Consider the following 23,483-nt stretch of genomic DNA (forward strand, 5'->3'; position numbering starts at 1 on the left):
GGCCCCACCGATTTTTTACAAATGCACAAATATCCAAGTCGTATCGATCATAATGCCGAGGACTCACCGGAATCCTTGGTCGTCGGAGGTCCCATACAAGATCCGAAATATCGTGCCTTAGTCGATTTATACAAGCCTCTAACCTATATAGAAAAAGATAAAAAACTGCCTCCTTTTTTTATTATTCACGGCGATACAGATGCTCTAGTGCCTTTCAATCAAAGTGTTTTGCTGTATACCAAATTACGAGATACGAACCATGAGGTTGCCTTTTACAAAATAAAAGGTGCCGGCCATGGACCTGGGATTTGGACGAAGGGAGTGATGGATCGGATTCAAGAATTCTTTGATCACCAGTTGAAGTAAATAGCATTTATGCTTTGTAATGTTTTACTGGGTAGGTTGAATTTTATGTCTTGGGGTAGGTGATTTTTATGAATAAACAGACTCTTCTCAATGAAAAAACAGAAGTGAGTGAAAAGGTCTTGAGAGCAATTGCTCATATGCCGACTAAAAGCCTTCCTGTATTGATGGATGATGACTTTACGCAACGATTAGCCGATGCCGACTTTATGCGTATCGCCGTGCTATTGGCAGAAAAAAGCTATAACGAAGGCGGTTGTCCAATTGGCGCCGTTATTATTGATAATGCGACAAAGCAAATTGTCGGAAAAGGGCACAATACGCTGGTGCAGGAAGATCATCCTTACAATCACGGAGAAACATCGGCGATTCGTGATGCAGGACGTATCGACTTCAGTAAAACAACGATTTTTACCAGTCTTAGCCCTTGTGATATATGCGCAACATTAATTTATATGAGGGGCTTTGCTCGGGTCGTTGTCGGCGATGTAACAAACGCATCCGGCAACGAAGCACTGTTGCAAGAAAAGGGAATTAGCCTAAATGTTCTCGAAGACCTCAAGGGAATTGAGCTTTATGCAAAATTTCGCTCAGAGAAGCCTGAGCAAGATTTAGAAGATTGGCAAGGGCTGAGTGCAGTACAACGTAAAAAATAATGCTGATACATAGATTTCTCCTATGTTGGGTTGGAATAAGATCAAAGCCCTTCGAGTAATCGCGGGGCTTTTTTATTGGCAACGTTTGCCTCAATTAGATCGCCGGGTGATTTGATAAATTTTTTCATCCATCATACGGTACGGTTCGTTTGGAAAAGCGGGGTCTTGTTTTAAGCAGTTACGGCCATGAAGTAGCTGAATGTCGTAATGCTTTTGATAAAGGGACAGTACCTCGTCATCAATGGTTAGGGTTGAATTGATTGCCGTTTCATTCGCGGATTCTGTTGTTAAGAGTATGATCTGGCTATCTATTGATAAGCGTTGATGAAAGTGTCGGATATATTCAGGGCGACGCTCCGCAGGAAAAGCTGTAATAGACGTGCAATCGTAAAGCACCGAATGACGATGAATATCTTTTGCTGTTAGATCGAAAATATCTCCGCACCATATTTCTGTTTTGCGATAGCGAAAACGCGTAAAGCAACCGATTCGTTCTATAGAGGGCTGTACGTTTAGTGCCTCGAAGTAGTCTTTAGCGGCTATTGAACTGAGTTCAATACCAATGACATGATGGCCACTGTCGGCCAGCAAATTCATATCTAAGCTTTTTCCGCACAAGGGCACTAATATTCGGGATGATTTAGGCAGGTTTAGCTTGGGGAGAAACTGCGTTAACAGTGGATTAATTTCGGTCTGATGAAACGCTGTGTTGTCATCCTTCCACATAGCTCGCCACAGGTTATTACTCATAATTGGTTCTCTCGTGAGATGAACCAATATCAGTTCATGATGAATAAGACTAACTCGCTTTATGTTGCGGTCATTGCAGCGATGATTGAGCCACTTTAACCATATAGCACTTAACGCGCCATGTTCTGAAATGCCCGCAACGCCTTATGCTAACGACTGAATACAGCAATGTTTATCTTTGTGATTTAGTCGTAAGTACGACTTATTGGAATCTTCGCTACAGTATTGTTTACTTGTCGCCATTGTAGACGTTCGGTAAGAATGTACAGGGTGACACTCATTTCTAGATAACTTAATATTGCATAACCTAATTCTAGGAAAGTTGATAAGTAAGTATGTTAGCTGAAATAAGAAATATATTCTCCAAGGGCAGAGTTAAGTATGTTAATGATGCAATTGTTGTTCTTGATGAAGATTTTCGCAGTAATACGCTGTGGAAAATAACAGCCTCGAATATCGATGTTGTTAATTCGATGATGCATTATCGAGTTCCGATTAAAAACATATCGAAGTATGCCCTCTATAGCTACTATGTTGATTACTATTTAGCACAGGCCAGTAACGGCGGGTTTTCGCAGTTTGTATACAATACTCGATGGAATTTAAATATTGTGAATTGTGTGCGGCTAGGTCTTACTGAAATGCAAGCTAGTGCTAATCTAGACGTTTTCGAACGTGGTGCGGCACTATTTGAAAAAATGGATTATCGAGATGTAGATCGATTTTTTTACGGTAAGTATTATGATGAGGACAATGTTGTTCGGGAAATTCTCGACTCAATTAATGACGGATTTTATAATTTAAAAAATAGCGAATCACTGCTAGAGATCAATGCACACTGGCTGAGAAATCATAAAAACTTGAGGGTGTTAAATAGCGAAGATATAAAAACCTACATATACCTAGCTCTTAACGATGGTGTTAATAAAAAATGAAGTATTTAGTATTCATCGATAGGGAGGAGTTATCGGGTAAGAGATAGCGTTTATCGGGATTGTCCCTTCATGAATCGAATGGTATCCTTTCGGCTTTATGGATGATGACTAAACAAAGGAGTTGTACCCGAATGTCGATGGTTTCTATTAAACGCCGCCAATTAGCCTATAAACTAGGTAGCAAAGCCGATACACGTCAGTTTGTTCTCTTCTCTAAAACCACCAACGGTGACCATGGCCGCAAGGTCTTTATCGACGCCGCACTTGCGCCGCTATTTGCTTCTCTGATCGACCCCAATAGCGCCAAAGGCGTGCAAACCATTATGAAGATTGAGCAACTGCGCGCGATTGCCGGCGGTGTTACCTCAAATAGTAATGTGAATACGCCGTTTGAATACATGGAAAACTTTGTTGATTTGGCGTTGTATTACCAAATACACAATGGAGTGGCAGAGGCGGGAAATAGCGCCGTGCCGGGTGTGTATATTACTGATATAACGTTTGCGGGAAGTGAGACACGATCTAAAGCTGGGCTATATTCGAGCGCGTCATTTCGTGGGCAGCGACAAACTAGTCTTGTGCCAGATGATATAGCAACTAACGACGTAGGAGTGATCCATACTGGAAAAGATGTAGATGATTGCGCTGAACAAGTTAGTGAAATTGCTGGCAGAGATAATTGGGGCAACCCGAAAAATTTTAATCTATTCTATATTCCGGATATGGTGCGAAATGAGATGGGTATTTGGATTACACCATGCCGTCGTGCTTTTAGGCCGATGGAAGCAGCCCAGAGTTTAGCCAATACTCTTGTTCAAACACAACAAAGGCGTCTTTCAACTTCGCCGATACATTGGGCTATTGATTCTGATGGTATCAAGCTATTGCAATTGGCGCTGGAGCACGTTCCGGGGATATTAGATAAGCATCAATTTAAGCTGAGTGATCCAGTGGGGGATGTCTTAAAGGTAATAAACTTGTTGGAAAAAAAGGGGGCGAAATTCGCATATGAACCTATTATCTATACCAAAACAAATAAGCGGGCTCTAGCAACCACGGCGCTTTCTCTTAAATATGGAAGCCTTAGCCGTCATCAGTCATCTTTAGAAGATAAATTGCGCGGTAAGATGGCTAGCTCTTCATATGGATCAGTTCACAATCATACTCAGCCTAGCAAGATCGGCATGGATTTTTTGACTTACACAAAGAATCTTTCGGGGGCGGTTTCGTGGTGAACCAGTTGCAAGGTCCGAATTTTGAACGAGTGACGATTTCGAGTTTTGATATAGATGGTACACATCTCTACATTCCAATTCCGGAAGAGTGCAATGGAGACACTCAAACTGCTGACTCAAAAGTTGAGGCGTTAGATTGTGATTCGACCTATGACGTTCGAGATCCTAGCTATTTCTTAATTAAGTATTTATTAAAGAGTACGTTTCGTTATGCAGCTATTGGGAATGAGTTAGAGGTCGGACGGGTTCGCATAGAGGCTGATCTGTTAAAAGTTGATTTACTTCGCCCACAAATATTTAAAACAAATTTTTCTCAGGATGATTTTATAGGGTTTTATTTTTCGATTTTAAAAGATGATGAATGCACTTATATAGCTTCAATTAATGATAAAGAAAAAACAGATAAGTATTTAGTAATCCCGAAATCTATAGAAGAAATTAAGGAGTTGAAGTTTGAAGGCGCCTCGTGGTTATTTGCGGTAAGTGGCTATGCCGAAGTTACGAAGCCTTATCGTCGTTTTATCACCCCGATCACTAATAACCATATCCTTTCCATAATGGTAAGCATTGGCGGTTTCGACTTCGGTTCGGTCGAATTAGAGCAAGAACTCGTCGCTGAAGTTGACCAATACATCTTAGATTTCATCAAAAGTATCCGTATAGATTACTCACCAGAAACGCTCGCTGAAATTCAGCGTGTTCGTGGTGATGTTACTGCTTAATGCTAGTAACGAGTTACCTTACCGACTCTGCGTTTAGGTTCAACTAAGCGCTTTTATATCCTCCCTTTAAGCTATTGACCCTGAATCTCAATCAGGCATTCTCTGTATTGTTATTTTTCGGACATTAACGTCAGGGATAGAGTATGTCGATTTTTAAACGCTTTTTTGTTTTCGCTTTGGTGGCTGGTTTTCTTTTTCTTATAATCGACAAACTGAATGAACGAACGATAAATATTCCGTCCTCGAAGATGGCTAGTGCCACTCCCGCCGATTTACCGTTACCTAGTACTATGCCCCTGCAAGATTACGAACGAGTTTTATATAACTGGTTGATGACTCGTCAGTACCAACGGTTGGGTTGGGATAAAGACAAAGGTGTGCGTGATACCGGCCCATTTGTGAATGCGCAGTATTACGGTACTCATCCAGCGGTTCGTATTCATTATTCTCCTGAAGTGATTACTTGGTTGCAGAATGATCGTAAAGGCGATCTTCCGGATGGCAGCATCATTATTAAAGAGATGTTCACGCCGCCAGCAGTGCTATATCAAGACATGGCCGCCAATCCTAAATATCAAGATCGTGCCGAGTACGAGAAGTTTTTATCCAGCATGGTGTTTTCGTGGACTGTGATGGTGCGGGATAAAACGGCCTCAAAAGATGGCTGGTTCTGGGCAAATCCGGGTGCTCCGGGATTAACTTCCGCATGTAAAACCAGTGATAGTAAGACCTTGCTGCCAGGCTCTGAGGGAGCGCCGGCAGACTGTCGAAAAGAGACCATTGCTGAGGCGGTCGAGCGTCAGCTCGATACCTTAGAGTCCGCACCAGGATCAGGCTTTGGTGCCCCTTGTTTGCGTTGTCATGCTTCAGCTAAAGAACAACTTACCTTCAGTGACCTTAAAAATGTTGAGGGCTTTTTTCCTAACGAAGATCCATTACGCTTTTTGGTTGATACCTCTTGGCGTGCAGCAAGTCACTTCAGTAGTTATCCGCTAATAACGTTAAGTGACGATCCATATGTAAAAGAAAAATTCATGCTACCAGCGCCTTTAAGACCTTATCAGCCAGATCTGACCAATACTGCTGTAGTGAGCGCATTAACGGATAAATTCCATGCAGGGTTTGATGCAACGCCGGTTAAGAACAGTGTTAACGATCAGCCACTCCCTCAACCGGATCCAACCTTTGTTGCAACGTTTAAAAGCATTCAGCCGTTCGATAAGAGCCTTGTGAAAGTATTCCCCTCACAGTGGAATGATCAAGTAGTCCCTAAATCGCATAAAACCCAAGAATACATAACATCGGATAACTGCATGAGCTGTCACGGTGGTTTGGGTGGCCAGCCGTACGGCGTGAATATGTTTGTAAAAACGGGTCCCAAATACGGTGATGGTTATAACCTTTCTGAGTATGGAGAGTGGCGTTGGTCGCCTATGGGGTTGGCTGGGCGGGATCCGATTTTTCATTCGCAGCTAGAGAGTGAAATGGCGCTGCTTGAGCGCGACGCTAAACAAACGCCAACGCCGCTCAAAGGGCCTTTAAATGAGACAAAACAGGCGGTTACTAATACTTGCCTCAGTTGCCATGGTGCAATGGGTCAACGTCAGCTAAGCCTTGATGCGGCAACCGATAAGACGCTTAATCCTAACTTCTCGGTTGATTATTTCTATCTCACTGAAACTCTATCAAACGAGCCAGATAAGCCTGATTCAACAGATAGCCCATACTTAGAGTATGGCCAGTTAGCGCGCGAAGGCATTAGTTGTGCTGTATGTCACCATATTGATAAGCCAACGGCCGAACAGGTTAATGGTTGGACACCGCCGCCGGGTTGGATTAACGATGCAACGCATAAAGAATTGGCGTATTCATTATTCCATAACAACACCGGACGCTATGAACGTGGTCCTGCGGATAAGTTATTTGGCCCATTCGAAAATGTAGCGGTCAAGCCGATGCAAAATACGTTAGGAGTAACGCCGACTGTTAACCAGTTCGTGTCCGACTCTCAGCTATGTGGTACGTGTCACACCATTAACTTGCCTAATATCGGCGCTACGGAAACGCGGTTCCCTATTTTAAATGCGGCAGAGACTAATCCGACCTTTAAGGATTACCAGCATTCCATTGAGCAGGCGACTTTCTTAGAGTGGCAGAATAGCGCCTTTGCGCAGAAACCTGGCGTAGAAGGCTCGCAATTCCAAAGCTGTCAAGACTGTCATATGCCGGGTGGTTTTGAGTCGATAGACGGCAGTATCAACATAGATCAAATCACTACTCAGATTGCTGCCATTCAGGATATCAATTATCCGGAAGCGGATAACCGCTTGCCAAATCAAGATATCGATATACCACTAAGACCTGATTACAAACGCCATGAGCATGTTGGCTTAAATGTATTTCTACTAGAAATGTTTGACCAATTCCCAGAAGTATTAGGCGTATCAAAAATCGACTATATGACCAGTGCTAATAATGGCGTGGATACAGCAGTTGAAAATATGATTTTGCAGGCGCAAAAGCGCACTGCCAGTATTAAGGTTAATGTCGATAGTGTTGAAAAAAATACATTAAAAGCCTCGGTTAAATTACGTAATTTAACGGGGCATCGTTTCCCGAGTGGTGTTGCATTCCGTCGTGCATTTATTGAGTTTGCCGTACTCAATGGCGATAAAGAAATTTGGGTATCCGGTAGTACTAATAGTATTGGTGTGATTTTAGATGGAGAAGGCAGGCCGTTAGAGAGCGAATTCCTACCAAATGCAACCAGCTATCAAGAGCATCATCAAGTGATTACAAGGGAGGACCAAGTACAGATTTATGAAGAATTGAATCAAAACGCTAATCATGAATTTACTACCAGCTTTATTCATCGCGTATATCCAATAAAAGATAATCGCCTCTTGCCGGATGGCTGGCGTGCGTCGAGTCATTTTAAAGAAGATGGCGATTTGATGATGGAATTTATGCAATCAACCGATCCAGAGCATACGGGGGATGATCCTGATTATATCGATCAAGGCCCAAGTTTTAAGGGCGGTGATCAATTGGTGTATGAGGTGGCTTTACCTAAGGGTATTGATGTGAGCCGCTTAACCGTTCGAGCAACCCTGTATTCGCAGTCAATTCCACCATCGTGGTTGCATCAGCGCTTTTCGACTGCCCCTAACGGTATGGCGACGAAACGTTTGTATTACATGACTAGCCATCTGAATCTGGCGGGTACACCGATGGAAAACTGGAAACTGAAACTCGTAAGTGATAGCGCGAAGGTCGAAAAATAGTTGCTATAGGGTAGGTTGGCCTATTCGCGTCTGTCTATTTTTAGCGACAAATGGCATATTGGCGCGGGCTGAAATGACTACAGCACCGCCTTCATAACCATAATAATACGCTGAGAGAGAAAGACATGAGTGACGCTATCCGAGCATCCGAAACCCCAATTGCCGTTGAAGTAGAAGCAGGTAAATCTTATTTTTGGTGTTCATGTGGCCAAAGTAAGTCACAACCATTTTGTGATGGCTCACATAAAGGAACCGATTTTACTCCGGTTAAATTTGTACCTGAAGATTCTAAAAAGATGTACTTTTGTGGCTGTAAAGCGACGGCATCTCGTCCTTTGTGCGACGGTAGTCATAGTAAGTAAGCACTTACCATAAACGCATTCTGTGTATGGGCAATATTCGCCTCGAATGTTAAATTCGGGGCGGTTCTGAAATACCCAGTATCAGCAGCACCGTAGATCTATATCGAAGATGCGGCTAATTCTGTTATCAATTGCCAGACGTTTACTGGCGAATTTAGCTGGAAGTAACGTTCGTTATTTATGAAAAAGATACGTGATTTGCGCGGCCTAGGTGTAAAGTCAGAAGAGACTTTAGCAAAGGTTAATATCTCAAGTGTTGATTCCTTGCGAGAGGTTGGCGCGGTTGCTGCTTTTTATCGGTTAAAGGTGGCGGGATTCAAACCAAGTTTGAATTTTTTATATGCAATGATGGGCGGTTTAACCGATCGAAGTTGGTTGGAGGTTGCACAATCTGAGCGAGAACAACTGTTGGCAGAGCTAGAAAGTATAGAGCTGCTAGAACAGATGTTTAAAGTAGATAAGTAAATACGGATAACAAAAAAGCCGCTGAATTCAGCGGCTTTTTTGTTTCTGGCGGATAAGGTTTTAAGATTTATCTTTATCGAACTAAGCTTTTTCGGCAGTGATTTTATGGGTTACCGAATAAAGCACAGGTACGACCCCTAGGGTTAATATGGTTGCGAAGCCAAGACCAAAGGCAATGACGACTGCCATTGCGCTAAAGAATGGGTCTGTTAATAAGGGTAGCATGCCTAAAATCGTAGTCAGTGCCGCCATGGTGACAGGACGCAGACGACTAACGGATGCATGATATAGCGCATCGTAAGGGCGACGACCTTCAGACAACTCAAGACGAATTTGATCGACCAATACAATACCATTCTTCACGATCATGCCGGATAAACTCAGTAGTCCGAGTAAGGCCATAAAGCCGAACTCCGCATCGAGCAATAACATGCCCGCGCTGACACCAATTAATGCAAGTGGCACACATGCCCAAATCACCAGAGCACTGCGCAATTCGTTGAACAGTAATATGGTTAGAATAAACATGATGAGGTAACCCAATGGCAGCGAAGCAAACAAACTTGCTTGAGCTTCGCTAGCGGATTCGAATTCGCCGCCCCAGGTAAGCTGATAGCCCGGTGGAAGTTCTATCGATTCTATTTGAGGGCGCAGGCGCTTTAATAAACTATCAGCGGTTATCCCCGATTCTAGCGATGGGTCGGCGTAGACTGTGATGGTACGTTTACGATTACGACGATCAATAATGGGGTCTTCAAAACGCACGTCGAAGCTTTCCACAACTTGTTCAATAGGAATATAACGACTGAACACGGGGCTCCAAATTTGCAGCTCCATTAAGCTGTCTATGTCTAAGCGTTCGTTTGCGGGCGGACGCATAATGATATCTTTTAAATCGGTGCCATCACGATACTGGCCAATCTTAGTGCCGCTAAAGCTTAGATGCAGTAGATTGTCGAGATCTTGCTTCGAAACACCTGCTCGGCGCGCACTGTCTTCATTGAAAACAGGACGGATGACTTTAACGCGCTGACGCCAGTCATAACGTACGTTGTCGGTGTCGGGATCGGCCAAGAACAGGTCTTGTGTTTGTTCCGCTAAGTTGCGCAATACCGTTTGGTCTGGGCCGGAAAAACGCGCTTCAATTTTGGCGTTAGTGCCCGGGCCGATTTGTAGGCGTTTAAATTTAATAAAGGCATCAGGAAGCTCATTTGCTGCCCATGCTTTTGCATCTTTAATTAAAACTGGAATTTGCTCACGATTTTGAGTTCGGATCATAACTTGAGCGTAAGCCGCGTACTCTTTTTCCGGCGCATAGGTCAGCATAAAGCGCAGTTCGCCTTGACCTATGGTTGCCGAGGTAAATTCAACTTCGTCGCGCTCTATGAAGTAGCGTTCGAGCTTATCTGCTTGCGCTTGCGTTGCATGAATGTCAGTACCTTCGGGCATCCAAATATCTACTAAAAACATCGGCGTATTTGACGGTGGAAAGAAGCTTTGTTTTACGAAACCAAAACCATAAATGCTCACGATCAATAGACCTACCATACACAGCATAGTAATCGCACGTTGAGCTAACATACGTTTTAAAACCGAGCCGTAAAGGGTATAGATAAATCCCTTATAAGGGTCGATATCTTCGTCGCTTACTTTTTCTGACTTGGCAAAAAGCAAATGGCAAAGAAACGGCGTTAAGGTAATGGCCGTTATCCAGCTCAGCAGTAGCGAAATAAGTAGAACGTAGAATAGGGAACCTACAAATTCACCCGTTGAATCGGGTGACAAGCCTATTGGCGCAAAGGCGGTAACAGCAATTACGGTTGCCCCGAGTAGCGGCCACTGAGTTTGTTTAACGATATCGTAAGACGCGCGAGTGCGACTTAACCCTTTTTGTAAACCGACCATAATGCCTTCGGTGACAACAAGTGCGTTATCAACCAGCATCCCCAAAGCAATGATCAGTGCACCAAGCGAGATACGATGAAGCTCAATGGATAACGCATCCATGGCGATAAACGTACCAAAAATGGTGAGTAATAAAATGGCCCCGATAATTAATCCAGCGCGCATTCCCATAAATAGCAGCAGTACACCGATCACAATGGCGACCGAGGCGAGCAGGTTGAGAATAAAACCAGTGGATGAAGCGTCAACTTCAGCCGGTTGATCGTACAAGGTGTGCATCTCGATACCCAGAGGACGATTATCGTCTAAGCGTTGCAGCTGTTCGCGTACATGAGTGCCGACTTCGACGACGTTTACACCTTTATTAAAGGAAATACCTAAATGCAGTGAGGCATCGTTACGGTATTGCAGTAGATGCTTTGGTACTTCCGCAACGCCTTCGGATATCGTGGCAATATCTTTGAGATAAATAAGCTTGCCTGAGCCTGTTTCGCTGACGAGAAGATTCCCCAGCTCTTGGACACTGTTAAATTCTCCGGTTGGATTGATGCGAATATACTCACTGTTTAAGCGAATATGCCCAGCATCTTGCACCGCATTTTGTGTCTCAAGTAAATTGTATAAGCGTGATAGCGGAATGCCTAAGTTGGTCATTTTTTCACGCGATATATCAATAAATACCTGTTCTTTTTGCGTGCCCGATATCGTGACTTTGGCTACACCAGGTGTAACGGTAAGTTCGCGCTTGATGAAATCGGCATAGTCGCTGAGTTCTTCGTAGGTATAGTCTTCACCGGTAATCGCAAGCAATACACCGTACACATCACCAAAATCATCAAGTATCGTGGGAGTGCGTACGCCCGGAGGTAAATCGCCTTGTTTATCGCGAATTTTGCGTCGTAATTCATCCCAGATTTGCGGCAACTGATCGGATTGATAAGTTGGCTTAATTTGGATATGAATTTGCGAGAAGCCTGCTTTCGAAATCGAGGTGACGTTCTTTATATAAGGGAGAGCTTGAATAGCATTTTCTAACGGCGCGGTTACTTCTTCTTCTACTTGAAGAGAATTAGCGCCCGGATAGCTGGTCATGACCATCGCTTCTTTGATGGTGAATTGAGGGTCTTCTAAACGCCCTAATCCCATGTAGCTAGAGATACCACCGACTAATAGGATGATAAGCACTAACCAGCTAGTGGTGGAATTTTTAATAAAATACGTAGCGCTGTTGCTGCCCATTTGGTCCTTCGAATGTATTTGTTTATCGGTCATGATTATAAGCCCCGCTCTTTCAACCAAGGGCGAATGCGCATGCCTTCCGATGCTTGCTGTACTCCAGATTCTAAGATTTGATCACCGGGTTTTAAGCCTGCTTTGATTTCAATACCGTGGCTCGTCATTTTGCCCACTTCCACGTGAGTGGCGGTGAGAGTTTGATCTTCTGTTACTAACCAAACACTTGCTTGGTTGCTTCCTTGAGCTTGGTTTGCTTGCTGAAACACAGCATGAGCTGGAATTAACATCACCTCTGTACGCTGACTAAATACTTGATTTAAATCGACATACACGCTGGCCGACATTCCGGGAAGTACGTTTAGATTCTCTGGACGCGGCAATGTCAGGGTTACCGTGTAACTGCCTGTGCCAGTGTCGGCTTGGGTGGTATGTTCTTTATACGTTGCTTTGAAACGTGCGTTAGGCAGCGCATCAAACACGACATCGGGTTGGTAGGATTTGTTATCGCGTTCGACCAGCATCACCATAATGCTTTCTGGGATTTCTAAATTCACTTCAAGTTGGTCTCGTGCTTGAAGCACAACAATGGTTGTTCCGGCGTTAACCGGTTGATGATTCTCGGCAAATACATTAGCGACAACACCAGGGAAAGGCGCTTTAAGTTCGGTATAGGATAAATCCGAAGTAGCGGCCGTGAGCGCGGCTTGGCTGATATCTAATTCGGCTTTCGCTTGATCAAATTGGGCTTTGGAAGTTTGTCCCATATCGAATAGATCTTTCATACGTGCGTATTGCGACTTCGCTAAGGCAAATCGTGCTTTACGATCGTCGAGATTAAGTTGGTAGTCCGAGGGGTCCAGTTTGGCGAGAATAGTGCCTGTTTTTACGTCCTGACCCGGCTTAGCCGGTAGGTCAGCCAACTCACCACTTACTCTAAATGCTAATGCGGCGCGTTCGGCGGCTTGTACCTGTGCAGGAAAGCGACGAATTTGCGCTTCGTCAGGTGACATTACTCGAAATACTTTTGCAGGGCGAATCACCTCAGGAGCAATCTCAGGTGAAGTTTCTTTGCATCCGCTTAACAGTGAAAGTGCGGTGAGACCGAAAAGTACAGAGTATGTCGTAAAGCGCATAGTGCTTTCCCATTGTTGTTAAAATAGAGCCGTATTAATAATGGCCTAGTTTTCCGGATAGACCAGAAGGGGGCTTATTTTAAGGTAAGATTACGGCGTAATCTGCGCCTGTTTACGCAACCTATTGTCTCAAACATAGGATTATAGGCAGCGAGGATGGCGGTAATTGGATATTTGTAAGTTATTGTTATGAATTTTGCAGTAATGCTTTAAGGAAGCGAGGAACTTCGATACTGGCTTGACCGTGTATCGCTTGGTGGAATGCGTCGGCACGCTGCGACGGTTCTAAGTTGATTTCGATGGTTTCTGCACCGCTTTGACGTGCAAGTTCAACGAAACCGGCAGCAGGGTAAACATGACCTGAAGTGCCGATACTAATAAATAGATCGCATTGACTCAGAGCTTGGGTAATTTCGTCCATATATAGCGGCATTTCGCCAAACCAAACGATATGAGGTCGAAGACTTCGTGCACCGCAGCACGGGCATTGGTCTTCTGGAGTTATGTCGTCTTCATGGTGAAAAACTTGGCCGCTCAATTGGCAGCGAATACGCTTAAGCTCTCCATGCATGTGTATAACGGAATGGCTGCCAGCACGTTCATGCAGATCGTCAACATTTTGTGTGACGAGCATAAATTCACCAGCAAAGTTTTTTTCAAACTCCGCCAGTGCTAGGTGCGCTGGATTAGGCGTTACACTTTTGAGCTGTTGTCGGCGGCTATTATAAAAGCTTTGCACGAGGAGAGGGTTACGAGCAAAACCTTGTGGTGTGGCTACGTCTTCAATTCGATGGTTCTCCCACAGCCCACCGCCATCGCGGAAAGTCATAATCCCTGACTCCGCTGAAATGCCAGCCCCGGTTAGAACGACGATCTTCTTACTCATCGAAATGGTCCGAGAAGAACTCGCGAATTTCATCTGCGCGAGCCATTGCATCGCTATAACCTAAATCAATTAGCGATTTACAAAATCCGTGTGAGAAAAGTAAGTAACTTAAAATACCTGAACCACTTTGGCCTGTGTTACCACTGCCGCCCAGTGCCATTTTTAGTGCTCTGGGTACTTCGTGGGCGTGTTCGCCTGCGAGTTCATCAATAGATCTGCTCGGATTAATTTCTAATAGCTGGATGCTTTTTAATTCCATGTGTTCTTTTTTACGCACGGCGTCAGGAATTTTATCCAATGTTCGATTGATACGACTCATACGCTCAACATCGGCTTCCATACTGTCGAGGAAGGCAGCGTTAAGCATGTGCCCCATCACTTTTGCGGGCGACGGATAACTTGAGTTTGGTTTCACAATTTTAGATTTATGTGCAATACCGCTAACCCCGATGACCATAATCTTTTCTGCGCCTAAGTGGATCGCAGGGCTTAGGGGCGCAAGCTGACGAACAGCACCATCTGCGAAATATTCGTTTTGCAATTTCACTGCAGGAAATACCATAGGAATAGCCGAAGAGGCCATTAAATGATCGAGTGATATTCGTGTTCGTTTGCCAACTCGACGTTGGCGTTGCCAGTTCGTAATGCTGTAATGGCCTTGAAAAAACGAAACCGATTCGCCGCTTTCCATTCCGGAACAGTTAACGGCAATGGCATGTAATGCACCGTTATCAATCGCTCCCTGAATTTGATCGAATTTAATCGCCTCATTTAACAGGGCGCGCAGAGGTGCGTTATCTAATAAGGATACCGGATCATTTTTAAAGCGTTTGCCAATCATCATTGAGCGCACAAGGCGCATCAAGCTATACGACATGCCTGCTAAGTCGGTGCGATAGATCTGGTCGCAGCTAAAATGCATCCAAATACGTTCTAAGTGTTTAATGCCGATACGATAATTTTCGGCGTAGCTAGCAAGAGCAACGCCATTAATGGCACCTGCGGATGTGCCAGAAATAATGTCGAATGGGTTATAGTGGCCTTTGGGGAGAATCTTATGTATGGCCTTTAGTACTCCAACTTGATACGCCGCTCGTGCGCCGCCGCCGGATAATATTAGGCCTGTTTTTTTAATTTCCAAATCTCAGTCTCTGGTGAGTCTCTACTGATACTCCGCAGTATAGTGCATAATGCTGCCAGCCATAACAGGAGCCTCCAATGTTTAGTGGAATTGTCCAAACACAGTTACCCCTTATTGAACTCGATCACAAATCAGACTTCGCCTCTTTTATTTTTGAGTTCCCTGCTTTGATGGCAGAGAACCTGCAAATCGGAGCGTCGGTTGCGATTAATGGTACGTGCTTAACCGTACGCACCTTAGATGTACATGCAGAATTCACTCGGGTGAGTTTTGATGCGATTGGGCAAACCTTGAAAGTGACCAACCTCGGAGCACTTGTTGTTGGTTCAATGGTTAACATCGAACGTGCAGCTAAGTTTGGTGATGAGATCGGTGGTCATCCGTTGTCTGGTCATATTATGGATCAGGTTGCGGTTTTGGCGGTAAACGAAAGTGCGAACAACTTAGTGGTGTGGATGCAGCGCCCAGAGCACCTCGCGCCTTATTTATTGGACAAGGGTTATGTGGCTTTGAACGGTGCTAGCTTAACCATTGCTGAAGTTGAGGCGGATCGGTTTAGCGTGCATCTTATTCCCGAGACCCGAGATGTAACGACCTTCGGTGCCGTTAACGTTGGGGATACGATCAACGTTGAAGTCGATGCGCAAACTCAGGCGGTAGTCGAAACCGTGCGTCGATTACTGGCTACCCCTGAGTTACTGACAGCGCTAGCGCCTAACAATAAATAGCGCCAAGCTAACGATTGTTAGAGAGTTTGCAAGTAGCGAATGATATCTGCGGACTCAAACATCCACTGCTGCTGGTCACCATCTTCGATCAGTAAGCAGGGGACGGTTGTACGATGAGTTGCGGCATAATGCTCATTACGAAAGTGAGCATGTTGGGCAACATTACGCTTTTCGACCGGTACATTGACGTTTGGTAATACGCGCAGCACTCGCTGGCAAAACGGGCAAGAGTCGTAATAGTACAGGGCGTATTTCATGAACATCTCCAAATGTGTGACGTTGGCCTTTAATTGGCCAGAGGCTTAGCTGTGGATTATATCCAACAATTGATTTTATTTCTGATTGCTGTCGTCGCTAATTGGTTTTCGGCACTTGCCGGTGGCGGAGCAGGGTTGATTCAATTACCTATCTTAATCTTTTTGGGCCTGCCGTTTCCATTGGCTTTGGCGACTCACAAAATTGCTACGGTTGCATTAGGCGTTGGTGCCACAACAAGACATATGCGCGAAGGGCATTTAGACTGGCGCATACTTCTGCTGATATTTTTGGCGGGCACGCCGGGTGTGGTTGGTGGCGCTTTATTCATTCTTGACGTTCCCGCTCGTACCGCTGAGATTGCTCTTGGCATTCTCACTTTGCTGCTGTCGTTGTATTCATGGTTTAAGCCGGAGCTTGGGCTTAAAACGGATCATCATCACCGAACTGCCTTTGGTTACGTTGTTGGCGGTTTAGTGCTATTACTGATCGGTTTTGCCAACGGCGCTTTGTCTGCGGGTAGTGGCCTCTTTGTGACGCTCTGGCTAGTGTATTGGTTCGGCTTAGAGTATCGCTTGGCGGTTGCACAAACCCTTGTCGCGGTTGGCCTGGGCTGGAATGGAGCCGGTGCGATCACCATGGGTGCCGTTGCTACCGTGCAATGGAGTTGGATTCCTGCGCTTATTCTTGGCTCACTTGTTGGCGGTTATCTAGGAGCCAATACATCAATAAAAACTGGTAATGAGCGCATTAAGCGCTTGTACGAAATTATTACTTTGGTTGTTGCTATTAAGTTATTGTGGGGCTAAGTCGCCGCACAATAACTTGTCGTTTTTCTTGTGTTAGGCCGCTATTCGGCGGCGGCGCTGGATAAATACAGCGGGTAGTAGCAGCAATAAAAATCCAAACGCACCACCGGCCGCCGTGCTATTTGAGCTGCTAGAACTCACTTTTGTGAGCGTGGCGCTAATACTTTGTTCATCAAACGCTGGGCTTAACGAAAACGTAATATCTGGGCTCATCGGATGTTCAATTAGCAACGTTTGTGGCAAACCATTATTCAAATCTGTTTCCCATTCGTAGCTAACCGAGCGGCTACCGTTGGCTGTCGTTTCTATTGTTTCTACATCGCCACTGCTCAAGGTGACTGACAATACCGGTAGCTCATCGAAGTTAAAGTTCTGAGCAGTAATTGTTCCGTACAGGTGATAGGCAACATCGATAGTGCTAGTGTTGGACGGTGCGGCTGCCATTGTGATTTCTATATTAGTCGCACCAGCATCCGGTATTACGGTTCTAGTGGTGAAACCAGCGGCGCTAATGACCAGTGGTAAATCTACTTGTGGCAGATCAAGCGTTATGTCTCCATCGGCATTGGAAATCGCACTGTCGTTGACTCCCCAGCCGGATGTCCGCTCGTCGTCTACCAAGACATCGACATCGGAAAGATCGTTACCATCCTCATCAACAATATGTATAGCCAATGTTCGCGCAGCAACGCTTGCAAGCGTTAGTTCGCCTGTGGGGATATTACTGCCATAAGCACTAATAACCGAATCGCTCGTCACGCTGTTGGCCACATCAAGGAAGGCGCTAACGCGGTTGTAATTAACGCTATCGTCTGGGCTGATGAGAGTAGATATGGGCGTTCCCTCATCATCAATCCAAGCAATATCACTGTTGTCGCTATCGAGCGTTAGAGTGCTCGCAGCAGCGGCCCCTTCGATATCAACTCTTGTGACACTTGAACCGGCTAATAGTGGATCGACTTGGCTGATTAAACGCACAGGGCGTTCAATATAATAAGTAGCGCTCAAGCCGTTGCTGTCGGTTACGTCGAGGGTATATACCCCAGCGAATGCGCCACTTTCTGGCATGGCTAATACATAGCTATTAGTGCTATTACTGAGTAAGTCGGTGCGGTATTCGCCGTTGTAGAACACGGTGACCGTCAGAGACTCATCGCCACCACTTAAGGCCACGGTCGTGTCGCTCAGAGTATTTTCGGCTAGGGTATCGCCATCGCCAAGGGTATTAGCTCCCGACGACAAAGCATGTGCAGGGTACACCGAAATCGAAATATCTAAGTTGCTGCTATCGACCCCGTCGTTGGCATTGATGCGCACATTAAAATCGCCAGTACTTGATGGCGCTACGGTTAATGCCGTGCCGCTTAAACTGGCATTTAGAGCACCGTCGGTTGCGCCACTAACTATCGTTAGGGTGATAGGGTCGCTGTTCGCATCGGTGGCGGAAATGGTGAATGTATCGGTGTCGTCAACAAGCATCTTGCGAGCGCTAATACTAGTTATGACGGGGGCATCATTTACAGAGGCATCGATGAGAGTCACAACAAAACTGGTGCTTGCGGTTAGTGCGCCGTCGGATACTTGTAGATTAATGGTGCTCGCACCTGTTTGACCACTGACCGGTGCGATTGTCAGCGTAGTGCCAGATACACTTGCCGTGAGCTTGCCAGCATCATAGCTAGTGACGGAGAACGTTAAGCTATCACCATCTATATCAGCACCACTAAGTGTTACTACTTCAGTACTGTCGTTGGCTTGATTTCGATTGCTCACAGCACCGATTGTTGGTGTGTCATTTACCGCGTTTACCGTCACGGCGAATGTCTCGCTATCGGTGAGTGCACTGTCTGAAACGCTAACCGTAATGGATCCGCTACCGTTGTAATTCGCTGTTGGCGTGATGGTTAAGCTGGTGCCACTGAGCGATGCGCCTAAGTTTGCACTGGCCGAATCTAGGCTGTAGGTCAAGCTATCGGCATCCAAATCAGTAGCACTTAGAGTAACCGACAATGTACCGTCTTCGTTTAGACTTTTCGCACCAATAGCACTTAATGCGGGGGCATCGTTAACGGCATTTACAGTAACGCTGAATGCTTCGCTGTCTGTATCTGTGCCATCCGAAACGCTGACAGTAATGCTGCCGCTGCCGTTGTAATTGGCAGTAGGAGTAATCGTGAGAGTCGTACCACTCAGCGAAGCACCTAGGTCGGCGGTCGCAGAATCAAGCGAATAGGTGAGGCTGTCGCCATCGCCATCGGTAGCACTTAAAGTAACGGATAGGGTGGCATCTTCATTGAGCGATTTTGCTCCAATCGCTGCGAGTACTGGAGCATTGTTGGGCGCGGGTGTGTATAGCGTCCAGCCGATATCTGCGAGTAATTGCGCCGCCAGACCTGCGGTCTCAATAAACTGGGTATAGACAGGCTCCATGATTTCATTCGGAGTAACAGCGGTATCAAAATGGCTAACAGACGAGCCAGATTCGTAACTTGAAGGCGCGTACATTTGCATACGACCAGCATTCACACCAGCAGAGTAATTACCGCTTTCGGCATTAACTAAGGCTCCTGTCCAAACCAGATTACCTGTGTTGGTTATCGCTGTCGCGCGGTTAGCGGCGTTCATATTGGTGAGCATGGGGCTGTTGCTCGCATTCATAAGTTTCTTGGTATACGAATCAAATACGTCGACATTGGTGCTGCCGTTGAAGAAATAAGCACTGCTTGAACCGTCGCTTTGGAGCAAGGACAAAAATCCCATGCCGTGGAGAAGTTCGTGAATCACTACCGATAGCAGAGAGCTGTCGCCATTGGTTGGATCACCATAGCCGTAATACCAATCGGTGGTGCCTAAGCAATAGCTATTATCGACATCAGAATTAAACTCCGCGTTAATCTCCACCACGCCCGTCGTTATGTCGGCACCATTGATTTGATTGTATAGGGCATCGGGGTACACATCGTAAGTGCTACCCGTCCAAATAAATTCGTAATCGGCAGGGCCTGCGCTACCCAATACGCCGGAGGACGGGCCGCAGCTTAGTGGATTGAATTGCGCATTCACGCTGACATCAATACTGACATCGTAGGTAGTATTAAGTATGTCTGCAGCGCGCTGAAAGACATTCAAGCGCTGCTCGCCAAGGGTCGTTCCTGGGTTGCCATCAATAGCTGAAACAGCGGTGGCATCGTTAAAACCCTCGCCACCGCCGTCGCCATTTACAATCAAAATATCGGCCTGAGCCGAGCATGTGAAAAGCGCGCTGATCAGTAAGGTAGTTTTAATATTCATTGTGCGGGCACCTCAACCTGACCGAGTGGCTGAATTTGGCGTTCAACCGTGCTCATACTGCCATCGGGATTGATGACCGCCATGGTGACAACTTCCCACTGGCGGCGCGCAGGTAAGCTGAAACCACCTTGACCATTTGGTACGGGCGTTAGTTCAGCGGCTGGAAGACGGCGTTCATCGATATAGGTTTGCAGATGCTCAGGCAGGGCGCCTGAATCATCATCTACGTGTGAGTGTTCGTTTTTCGATTGCGCTACTGACGGCTGCTGCGCAGCTATAACTGATGGTGTTCTTGCGCTAGCGGGTGAAGATGAAGCCGGATTCACCAATGGCTCCACTTGTGCGCTTTGAATGGAAACAACCGACTTATCCGGCACGGTCAGCCAGAGCACTGCACTGATGGCGGCAGCAGCAGCGAGTAAAGGAAATAGAGGGCGCAAGTTCAAGGTAAAACTCCGAAGACGGATAGCGATACCTTTAGCCTAGACCTCAGTCAAAGGTACACCAGCGTCATCCAGTAATTTTGCGTTACCGTTTGCAGTTATTAGGGTAACAATCGGTGACTTTCTGACACTTTTTCGGGAGGCCGTCGTGGTTACAGGCAATGTTCATAACCGTACGTGTCGACGCACTCCTGTGCTCTATAAGAATTCCGCTGCATGGCAAAAGACTGTATGGCTAAACAGATGATCTAACCAAAACTGAAAAATCGTGCGCGTTTAGCCGCCAACCCAACTTTTAGCGTGCGCGTTTTGTTTTTCTTGCATTGAAAATACGCGGGTGAATCAATTAGTTACACAAGTCGCTCAAGTGATAACGCGCAAATTGTAAAGACGACTTGGTGTGTAAACGCGCATGCACGTTTACACACCGGTTAATTAGGCAGAATGCGGTACTTTTAATTGCTAAAACAGCACGTTAGACTCCGGTCAGAGAAGGGAAGCGAAGCGTCAAAACGCGCATGCGCATGAATAAACTGTTAGGGTCATCATGAAAGAACCAGATATTGATTTGACTGAGGAAGAGCGATTACTCCTTTCTCATATCGCCTTCAACTGGGCAAATCACGAGGAACTTCGTGGTTCACTCAAGCCGATGGGTGAATTGGCAGCTTGTCTGCTGGAGAGAGGGGCAATACCAGCCATACGTATTTGCTACTTCAATGACGCCAGTTTCAATCCTGGTGGCAGGGGCAAATCGCGTGAAGACGTATTCGAAAAAAATGGCACGTCTGGAGAGAATATTCTGTGTCACCCGCACTTTCTAAAGCATTTCAAGTACTTCCTCTTTGGCCCCGAACTACCTACCTCCGTAATAGAAAAGTTCCAAAACGAAGCCTCATGCTCTGGGCATCTAACGTGCGGCGACATCAATGAACTGACGCCTTACGCACGGTCATGCGTTCGAAAATATAACCTTGTTCCACATGATGCCGCAGATGAGTTCTATAAACTTTCTATTGAATGCGGTGCCATACCTTCATCTGCTGCAATAATTCGAAGCTCTGTTCGTGCAGTTAAAACTCAATAGTCTGCCCCTAACAAGTGGTTCAAACCGTTCGCTTCGCTCACTGGGACGGGCTAAAGCCCGCCCCTAACCAAACTTAGCTGGGCGATTCATTTGCTGAGGAGTCTCACAGGATGTATGTACCGAACTATTTTAAGGAAGACGACACTGGAACGCTTCAGCAGTATATCCGTGACTACGGATTTGGCCTGCTGGTGGTTGCGGATGATAGTGGAATTGAAGCAAACCATATCCCCTTTCTTCTGAGCTCTGTAGAAGGCGGTACCTTGGGGCGGCTTCAGTGCCATCTGGCTCGAAACAATCCGGTCTGGCTGCGCCTGCAAGATGGGGCTCGAGTTCTTGTCGTTTTCCAGGGGCCGGATGCTTACATTTCTCCCTCGTGGTATGCAACCAAAGCAGAAACGGGCCGTGTTGTTCCGACGTGGAATTATCTGGCTGTTCACGCAGAGGGGAGTGCCCGCATCGTGGAGGATCCAAACTGGCTGAAAAGCCATCTTCATCGCCTTACTGATCAGCATGAAGCTAGCATGGACAACCCTTGGTCCGTTGATGACGCTCCAATGGATTTCACCGAACGCTTGGTACAGGCTATCGTTGGTGTAGAAATCGAAATCGAGACTCTGGTCGGTAAGTTGAAAGCAAGTCAGAACCAACCGGAAAAGAACCGGGCTGGTGTTAAGGCCGGACTCGAGGCCGGAGAAGGAGTGCACAACCGTGCCATGGCTAAGCTCATCAGCTAACAAAGGGCTGTTGTCGGACGGTTTTTCCGTCGCTCCGCTTCTACAAAACCGCCGCAAAGCCCAGCGTTAGCATTCATATCATCTTAAGGAGAAACGATGAAAAAATTACCACAATGGAAGTCACTACTGGATAACTTCCCCAATAAACCTGCTGGAGACGTGTTCGCTGAGATTGGGGGTAAAGTTAAGCTTAATTATGATATTGGTGTGTTTAGCAATGCTTGCGCAACTAGGATATCAAGAGCGCTAAATTTATCTGGAAGAGATCATGAGATTCCATTCTATAAAACAACAGATAGTAATGGAAATGATGTGATTCAAGTTTCCTCCGGTGGAAAGAAGCTTTGGTATATTTACCGAGTCAAGGTTATTACACAATATCTAAAAGAGACATACGGACAACCAAGGATAGTTGATCCCGCTAGTTACAAGCGAGATCCATCAGGTAAGAAAGGAATCATAATTTTTAAGGTGTCAGGGTGGTCTGATGCGACAGGACATGCCGACCTATGGAACGGGGTTTCTTGCGTAGGGTCTGATTATGGTGAAAAGGCAAGCCAGATATTTTTCTGGGAGGCATTCTAATGACTAAATATTTTCTTATTGTCATAATATCGGCTTTTTTATGCTCATGTGCTTCTAAGAAAGATGTATTCGAAAGTGGCTTATATGAATATTCTCAAGCTAACTGTCTGTATTGGTATTTTGAAAATAAGGGTTATGATACTAGCGATATTCGTAGTATTTCTGGCGGCATGGTGGAGATTTCAGGCGCATCTATAGAAAAATTTCAGGAGATATCTCTATTTATTAAAAACTATCGTCCTGATATAAAAACAAAAAACAATATTGATGTTGATCTTTATAGATGTTTCCACTTAAGGGATAGTGAAGAACTTAAAAATATTATCGAAGAGTGAATGCCAACAAACGCATTAAAAGCGAAAAATAGCACTCTGGCTGCTTTGTGTTTCCGCTTTGCTACAACGACAACCAATCGTCAATGGTCGTGATTAACTACCAAGATCAATTGCAGTCAGGGACGTTTTACCCCCCCCCC

The 23,483-nt window shown here is 45.6% G+C and carries 22 protein-coding genes; 14 read left to right on the forward strand and 8 right to left on the reverse strand.

Annotation, left to right across the window (positions count from 1 at the left end; translation table 11 throughout):
• Both UXZ23_RS12650 and UXZ23_RS12655 read left to right on the forward strand, forming a co-directional pair.
• A partial coding sequence (locus UXZ23_RS12650) for a prolyl oligopeptidase family serine peptidase (RefSeq protein ID WP_320820923.1) occupies positions 1-366 on the forward strand: 366 nt, incomplete at its 5' end.
• Between the two features lie 68 nt (positions 367-434).
• Positions 435-1,019 (forward strand): nucleoside deaminase, encoded by a 585-nt coding sequence (locus tag UXZ23_RS12655; RefSeq protein WP_320820924.1) that lies wholly within the window; start codon positions 435-437, stop codon positions 1,017-1,019.
• Positions 1,020-1,109: 90 nt separating this feature from the next.
• On the opposite strand, the gene UXZ23_RS12660 is transcribed toward UXZ23_RS12655, so the two are convergent.
• Entirely contained in the window at positions 1,110-1,769 is a 660-nt protein-coding gene (locus UXZ23_RS12660; RefSeq protein ID WP_320820925.1) for a hypothetical protein, read from the reverse strand.
• A 335-nt stretch (positions 1,770-2,104) separates the two neighbouring features.
• On the opposite strand from UXZ23_RS12660, the gene UXZ23_RS12665 reads away from it, so the two are divergent.
• The 6 genes from UXZ23_RS12665 to UXZ23_RS12690 all read left to right on the forward strand — a co-directional run bounded on the left by UXZ23_RS12665 (position 2,105) and on the right by UXZ23_RS12690 (position 8,772).
• Entirely contained in the window at positions 2,105-2,704 is a 600-nt protein-coding gene (locus UXZ23_RS12665) for a hypothetical protein (RefSeq protein ID WP_320820926.1), read from the forward strand.
• A 131-nt stretch (positions 2,705-2,835) separates the two neighbouring features.
• Complete coding sequence (locus tag UXZ23_RS12670) at positions 2,836-3,939, forward strand: hypothetical protein (RefSeq protein WP_320820927.1); 1,104 nt, start codon at positions 2,836-2,838, stop codon at positions 3,937-3,939.
• A complete protein-coding gene (locus tag UXZ23_RS12675; RefSeq protein WP_320820928.1) occupies positions 3,936-4,661 on the forward strand; it encodes a hypothetical protein in 726 nt (241 codons plus the stop codon). Before UXZ23_RS12670 ends, UXZ23_RS12675 begins: the two co-directional genes overlap by 4 nt.
• 143 nt (positions 4,662-4,804) lie before the next feature.
• Positions 4,805-7,945, forward strand: coding sequence for a hypothetical protein (locus UXZ23_RS12680; protein WP_320820929.1), 3,141 nt, complete (start codon positions 4,805-4,807; stop codon positions 7,943-7,945).
• Between the two features lie 125 nt (positions 7,946-8,070).
• Positions 8,071-8,307, forward strand: a complete 237-nt coding sequence (locus tag UXZ23_RS12685; protein WP_015486370.1) for a CDGSH iron-sulfur domain-containing protein — start codon at positions 8,071-8,073, stop codon at positions 8,305-8,307.
• Between the two features lie 180 nt (positions 8,308-8,487).
• Positions 8,488-8,772, forward strand: coding sequence for a TfoX/Sxy family protein (locus UXZ23_RS12690; protein WP_320820930.1), 285 nt, complete (start codon positions 8,488-8,490; stop codon positions 8,770-8,772).
• A gap of 81 nt (positions 8,773-8,853) precedes the next feature.
• On the opposite strand, the gene UXZ23_RS12695 is transcribed toward UXZ23_RS12690, so the two are convergent.
• From UXZ23_RS12695 to UXZ23_RS12710, 4 genes are all read right to left on the reverse strand, one after another.
• Complete coding sequence (locus tag UXZ23_RS12695) at positions 8,854-11,949, reverse strand: efflux RND transporter permease subunit (protein ID WP_320820931.1); 3,096 nt, start codon at positions 11,947-11,949, stop codon at positions 8,854-8,856.
• A gap of 2 nt (positions 11,950-11,951) precedes the next feature.
• The gene (locus UXZ23_RS12700) at positions 11,952-13,046 is read right to left on the reverse strand and encodes an efflux RND transporter periplasmic adaptor subunit (protein WP_320820932.1); all 1,095 of its coding nucleotides are present in this window, start codon (positions 13,044-13,046) and stop codon (positions 11,952-11,954) included.
• A gap of 187 nt (positions 13,047-13,233) precedes the next feature.
• Positions 13,234-13,932: a Sir2 family NAD+-dependent deacetylase gene (gene cobB, locus UXZ23_RS12705; protein WP_320820933.1), complete on the reverse strand. Its 699-nt coding sequence runs from the start codon at positions 13,930-13,932 to the stop codon at positions 13,234-13,236.
• Positions 13,925-15,073, reverse strand: a complete 1,149-nt coding sequence (locus UXZ23_RS12710; RefSeq protein ID WP_320820934.1) for a patatin-like phospholipase family protein — start codon at positions 15,071-15,073, stop codon at positions 13,925-13,927. The genes cobB and UXZ23_RS12710 overlap by 8 nt, the downstream gene beginning before the upstream one ends.
• A gap of 77 nt (positions 15,074-15,150) precedes the next feature.
• On the opposite strand from UXZ23_RS12710, the gene UXZ23_RS12715 reads away from it, so the two are divergent.
• Positions 15,151-15,801, forward strand: coding sequence for a riboflavin synthase subunit alpha (locus UXZ23_RS12715; RefSeq protein WP_320820935.1), 651 nt, complete (start codon positions 15,151-15,153; stop codon positions 15,799-15,801).
• Positions 15,802-15,818: 17 nt separating this feature from the next.
• Here UXZ23_RS12715 and UXZ23_RS12720 read toward each other — a convergent pair whose 3' ends face one another.
• Entirely contained in the window at positions 15,819-16,058 is a 240-nt protein-coding gene (locus UXZ23_RS12720; RefSeq protein WP_320820936.1) for a glutathione S-transferase N-terminal domain-containing protein, read from the reverse strand.
• 51 nt (positions 16,059-16,109) lie between these two features.
• Here UXZ23_RS12720 and UXZ23_RS12725 point away from each other — a divergent pair, with 51 nt between their 5' ends.
• A complete protein-coding gene (locus tag UXZ23_RS12725; RefSeq protein ID WP_015486378.1) occupies positions 16,110-16,865 on the forward strand; it encodes a sulfite exporter TauE/SafE family protein in 756 nt (251 codons plus the stop codon).
• 33 nt (positions 16,866-16,898) lie between these two features.
• Here UXZ23_RS12725 and UXZ23_RS12730 read toward each other — a convergent pair whose 3' ends face one another.
• Both UXZ23_RS12730 and UXZ23_RS12735 read right to left on the reverse strand, forming a co-directional pair.
• Positions 16,899-20,156, reverse strand: a complete 3,258-nt coding sequence (locus tag UXZ23_RS12730; protein ID WP_320820937.1) for a tandem-95 repeat protein — start codon at positions 20,154-20,156, stop codon at positions 16,899-16,901.
• Positions 20,153-20,602: a hypothetical protein gene (locus UXZ23_RS12735; protein ID WP_320820938.1), complete on the reverse strand. Its 450-nt coding sequence runs from the start codon at positions 20,600-20,602 to the stop codon at positions 20,153-20,155. The genes UXZ23_RS12730 and UXZ23_RS12735 overlap by 4 nt, the downstream gene beginning before the upstream one ends.
• A 544-nt stretch (positions 20,603-21,146) precedes the next feature.
• Between UXZ23_RS12735 and UXZ23_RS12740 the strand changes: the two genes are divergently transcribed.
• The 4 genes from UXZ23_RS12740 (at position 21,147) to UXZ23_RS12755 (ending at position 23,343) form a co-directional block, all read left to right on the forward strand.
• Positions 21,147-21,686: a hypothetical protein gene (locus UXZ23_RS12740; RefSeq protein ID WP_320820939.1), complete on the forward strand. Its 540-nt coding sequence runs from the start codon at positions 21,147-21,149 to the stop codon at positions 21,684-21,686.
• Positions 21,687-21,796: 110 nt separating this feature from the next.
• Positions 21,797-22,423 (forward strand): FMN-binding negative transcriptional regulator, encoded by a 627-nt coding sequence (locus UXZ23_RS12745; RefSeq protein WP_320820940.1) that lies wholly within the window; start codon positions 21,797-21,799, stop codon positions 22,421-22,423.
• Positions 22,424-22,519: 96 nt separating this feature from the next.
• The gene (locus tag UXZ23_RS12750) at positions 22,520-23,008 is read left to right on the forward strand and encodes a type VI secretion system amidase effector protein Tae4 (RefSeq protein ID WP_320820941.1); all 489 of its coding nucleotides are present in this window, start codon (positions 22,520-22,522) and stop codon (positions 23,006-23,008) included.
• Positions 23,008-23,343 carry a hypothetical protein gene (locus UXZ23_RS12755; RefSeq protein WP_320820942.1) on the forward strand — a complete coding sequence of 112 codons (336 nt, stop codon included), beginning with the start codon at positions 23,008-23,010 and terminating at the stop codon, positions 23,341-23,343. The genes UXZ23_RS12750 and UXZ23_RS12755 overlap by 1 nt, the downstream gene beginning before the upstream one ends.
• Positions 23,344-23,483: the final 140 nt, after the last annotated feature.

The organism is Thalassolituus sp., from assembly GCF_034111725.1.
Classification (GTDB): Bacteria; Pseudomonadota; Gammaproteobacteria; order Pseudomonadales; family Oceanobacteraceae; genus Thalassolituus.

Bases quoted from the DNA above. Each gene is read 5' to 3' on its own strand.
- UXZ23_RS12660 (WP_320820925.1), bottom strand. From the start codon at position 1,769: ATGAGTAATAACCTGTGGCGAGCTATGTGGAAGGATGACAACACAGCG.
- UXZ23_RS12740 (WP_320820939.1), top strand. From the start codon at position 21,147: ATGAAAGAACCAGATATTGATTTGACTGAGGAAGAGCGATTACTCCTT.
- UXZ23_RS12690 (WP_320820930.1), top strand. From the start codon at position 8,488: ATGAAAAAGATACGTGATTTGCGCGGCCTAGGTGTAAAGTCAGAAGAG.
- cobB (WP_320820933.1), bottom strand. From the start codon at position 13,932: ATGAGTAAGAAGATCGTCGTTCTAACCGGGGCTGGCATTTCAGCGGAG.
- UXZ23_RS12750 (WP_320820941.1), top strand. From the start codon at position 22,520: ATGAAAAAATTACCACAATGGAAGTCACTACTGGATAACTTCCCCAAT.
- UXZ23_RS12680 (WP_320820929.1), top strand. From the start codon at position 4,805: ATGTCGATTTTTAAACGCTTTTTTGTTTTCGCTTTGGTGGCTGGTTTT.
- UXZ23_RS12655 (WP_320820924.1), top strand. From the start codon at position 435: ATGAATAAACAGACTCTTCTCAATGAAAAAACAGAAGTGAGTGAAAAG.
- UXZ23_RS12720 (WP_320820936.1), bottom strand. From the start codon at position 16,058: ATGAAATACGCCCTGTACTATTACGACTCTTGCCCGTTTTGCCAGCGA.
- UXZ23_RS12715 (WP_320820935.1), top strand. From the start codon at position 15,151: ATGTTTAGTGGAATTGTCCAAACACAGTTACCCCTTATTGAACTCGAT.
- UXZ23_RS12685 (WP_015486370.1), top strand. From the start codon at position 8,071: ATGAGTGACGCTATCCGAGCATCCGAAACCCCAATTGCCGTTGAAGTA.
- UXZ23_RS12700 (WP_320820932.1), bottom strand. From the start codon at position 13,046: ATGCGCTTTACGACATACTCTGTACTTTTCGGTCTCACCGCACTTTCA.
- UXZ23_RS12695 (WP_320820931.1), bottom strand. From the start codon at position 11,949: ATGACCGATAAACAAATACATTCGAAGGACCAAATGGGCAGCAACAGC.
- UXZ23_RS12730 (WP_320820937.1), bottom strand. From the start codon at position 20,156: ATGAATATTAAAACTACCTTACTGATCAGCGCGCTTTTCACATGCTCG.
- UXZ23_RS12755 (WP_320820942.1), top strand. From the start codon at position 23,008: ATGACTAAATATTTTCTTATTGTCATAATATCGGCTTTTTTATGCTCA.
- UXZ23_RS12745 (WP_320820940.1), top strand. From the start codon at position 21,797: ATGTATGTACCGAACTATTTTAAGGAAGACGACACTGGAACGCTTCAG.
- UXZ23_RS12665 (WP_320820926.1), top strand. From the start codon at position 2,105: ATGTTAGCTGAAATAAGAAATATATTCTCCAAGGGCAGAGTTAAGTAT.
- UXZ23_RS12670 (WP_320820927.1), top strand. From the start codon at position 2,836: ATGTCGATGGTTTCTATTAAACGCCGCCAATTAGCCTATAAACTAGGT.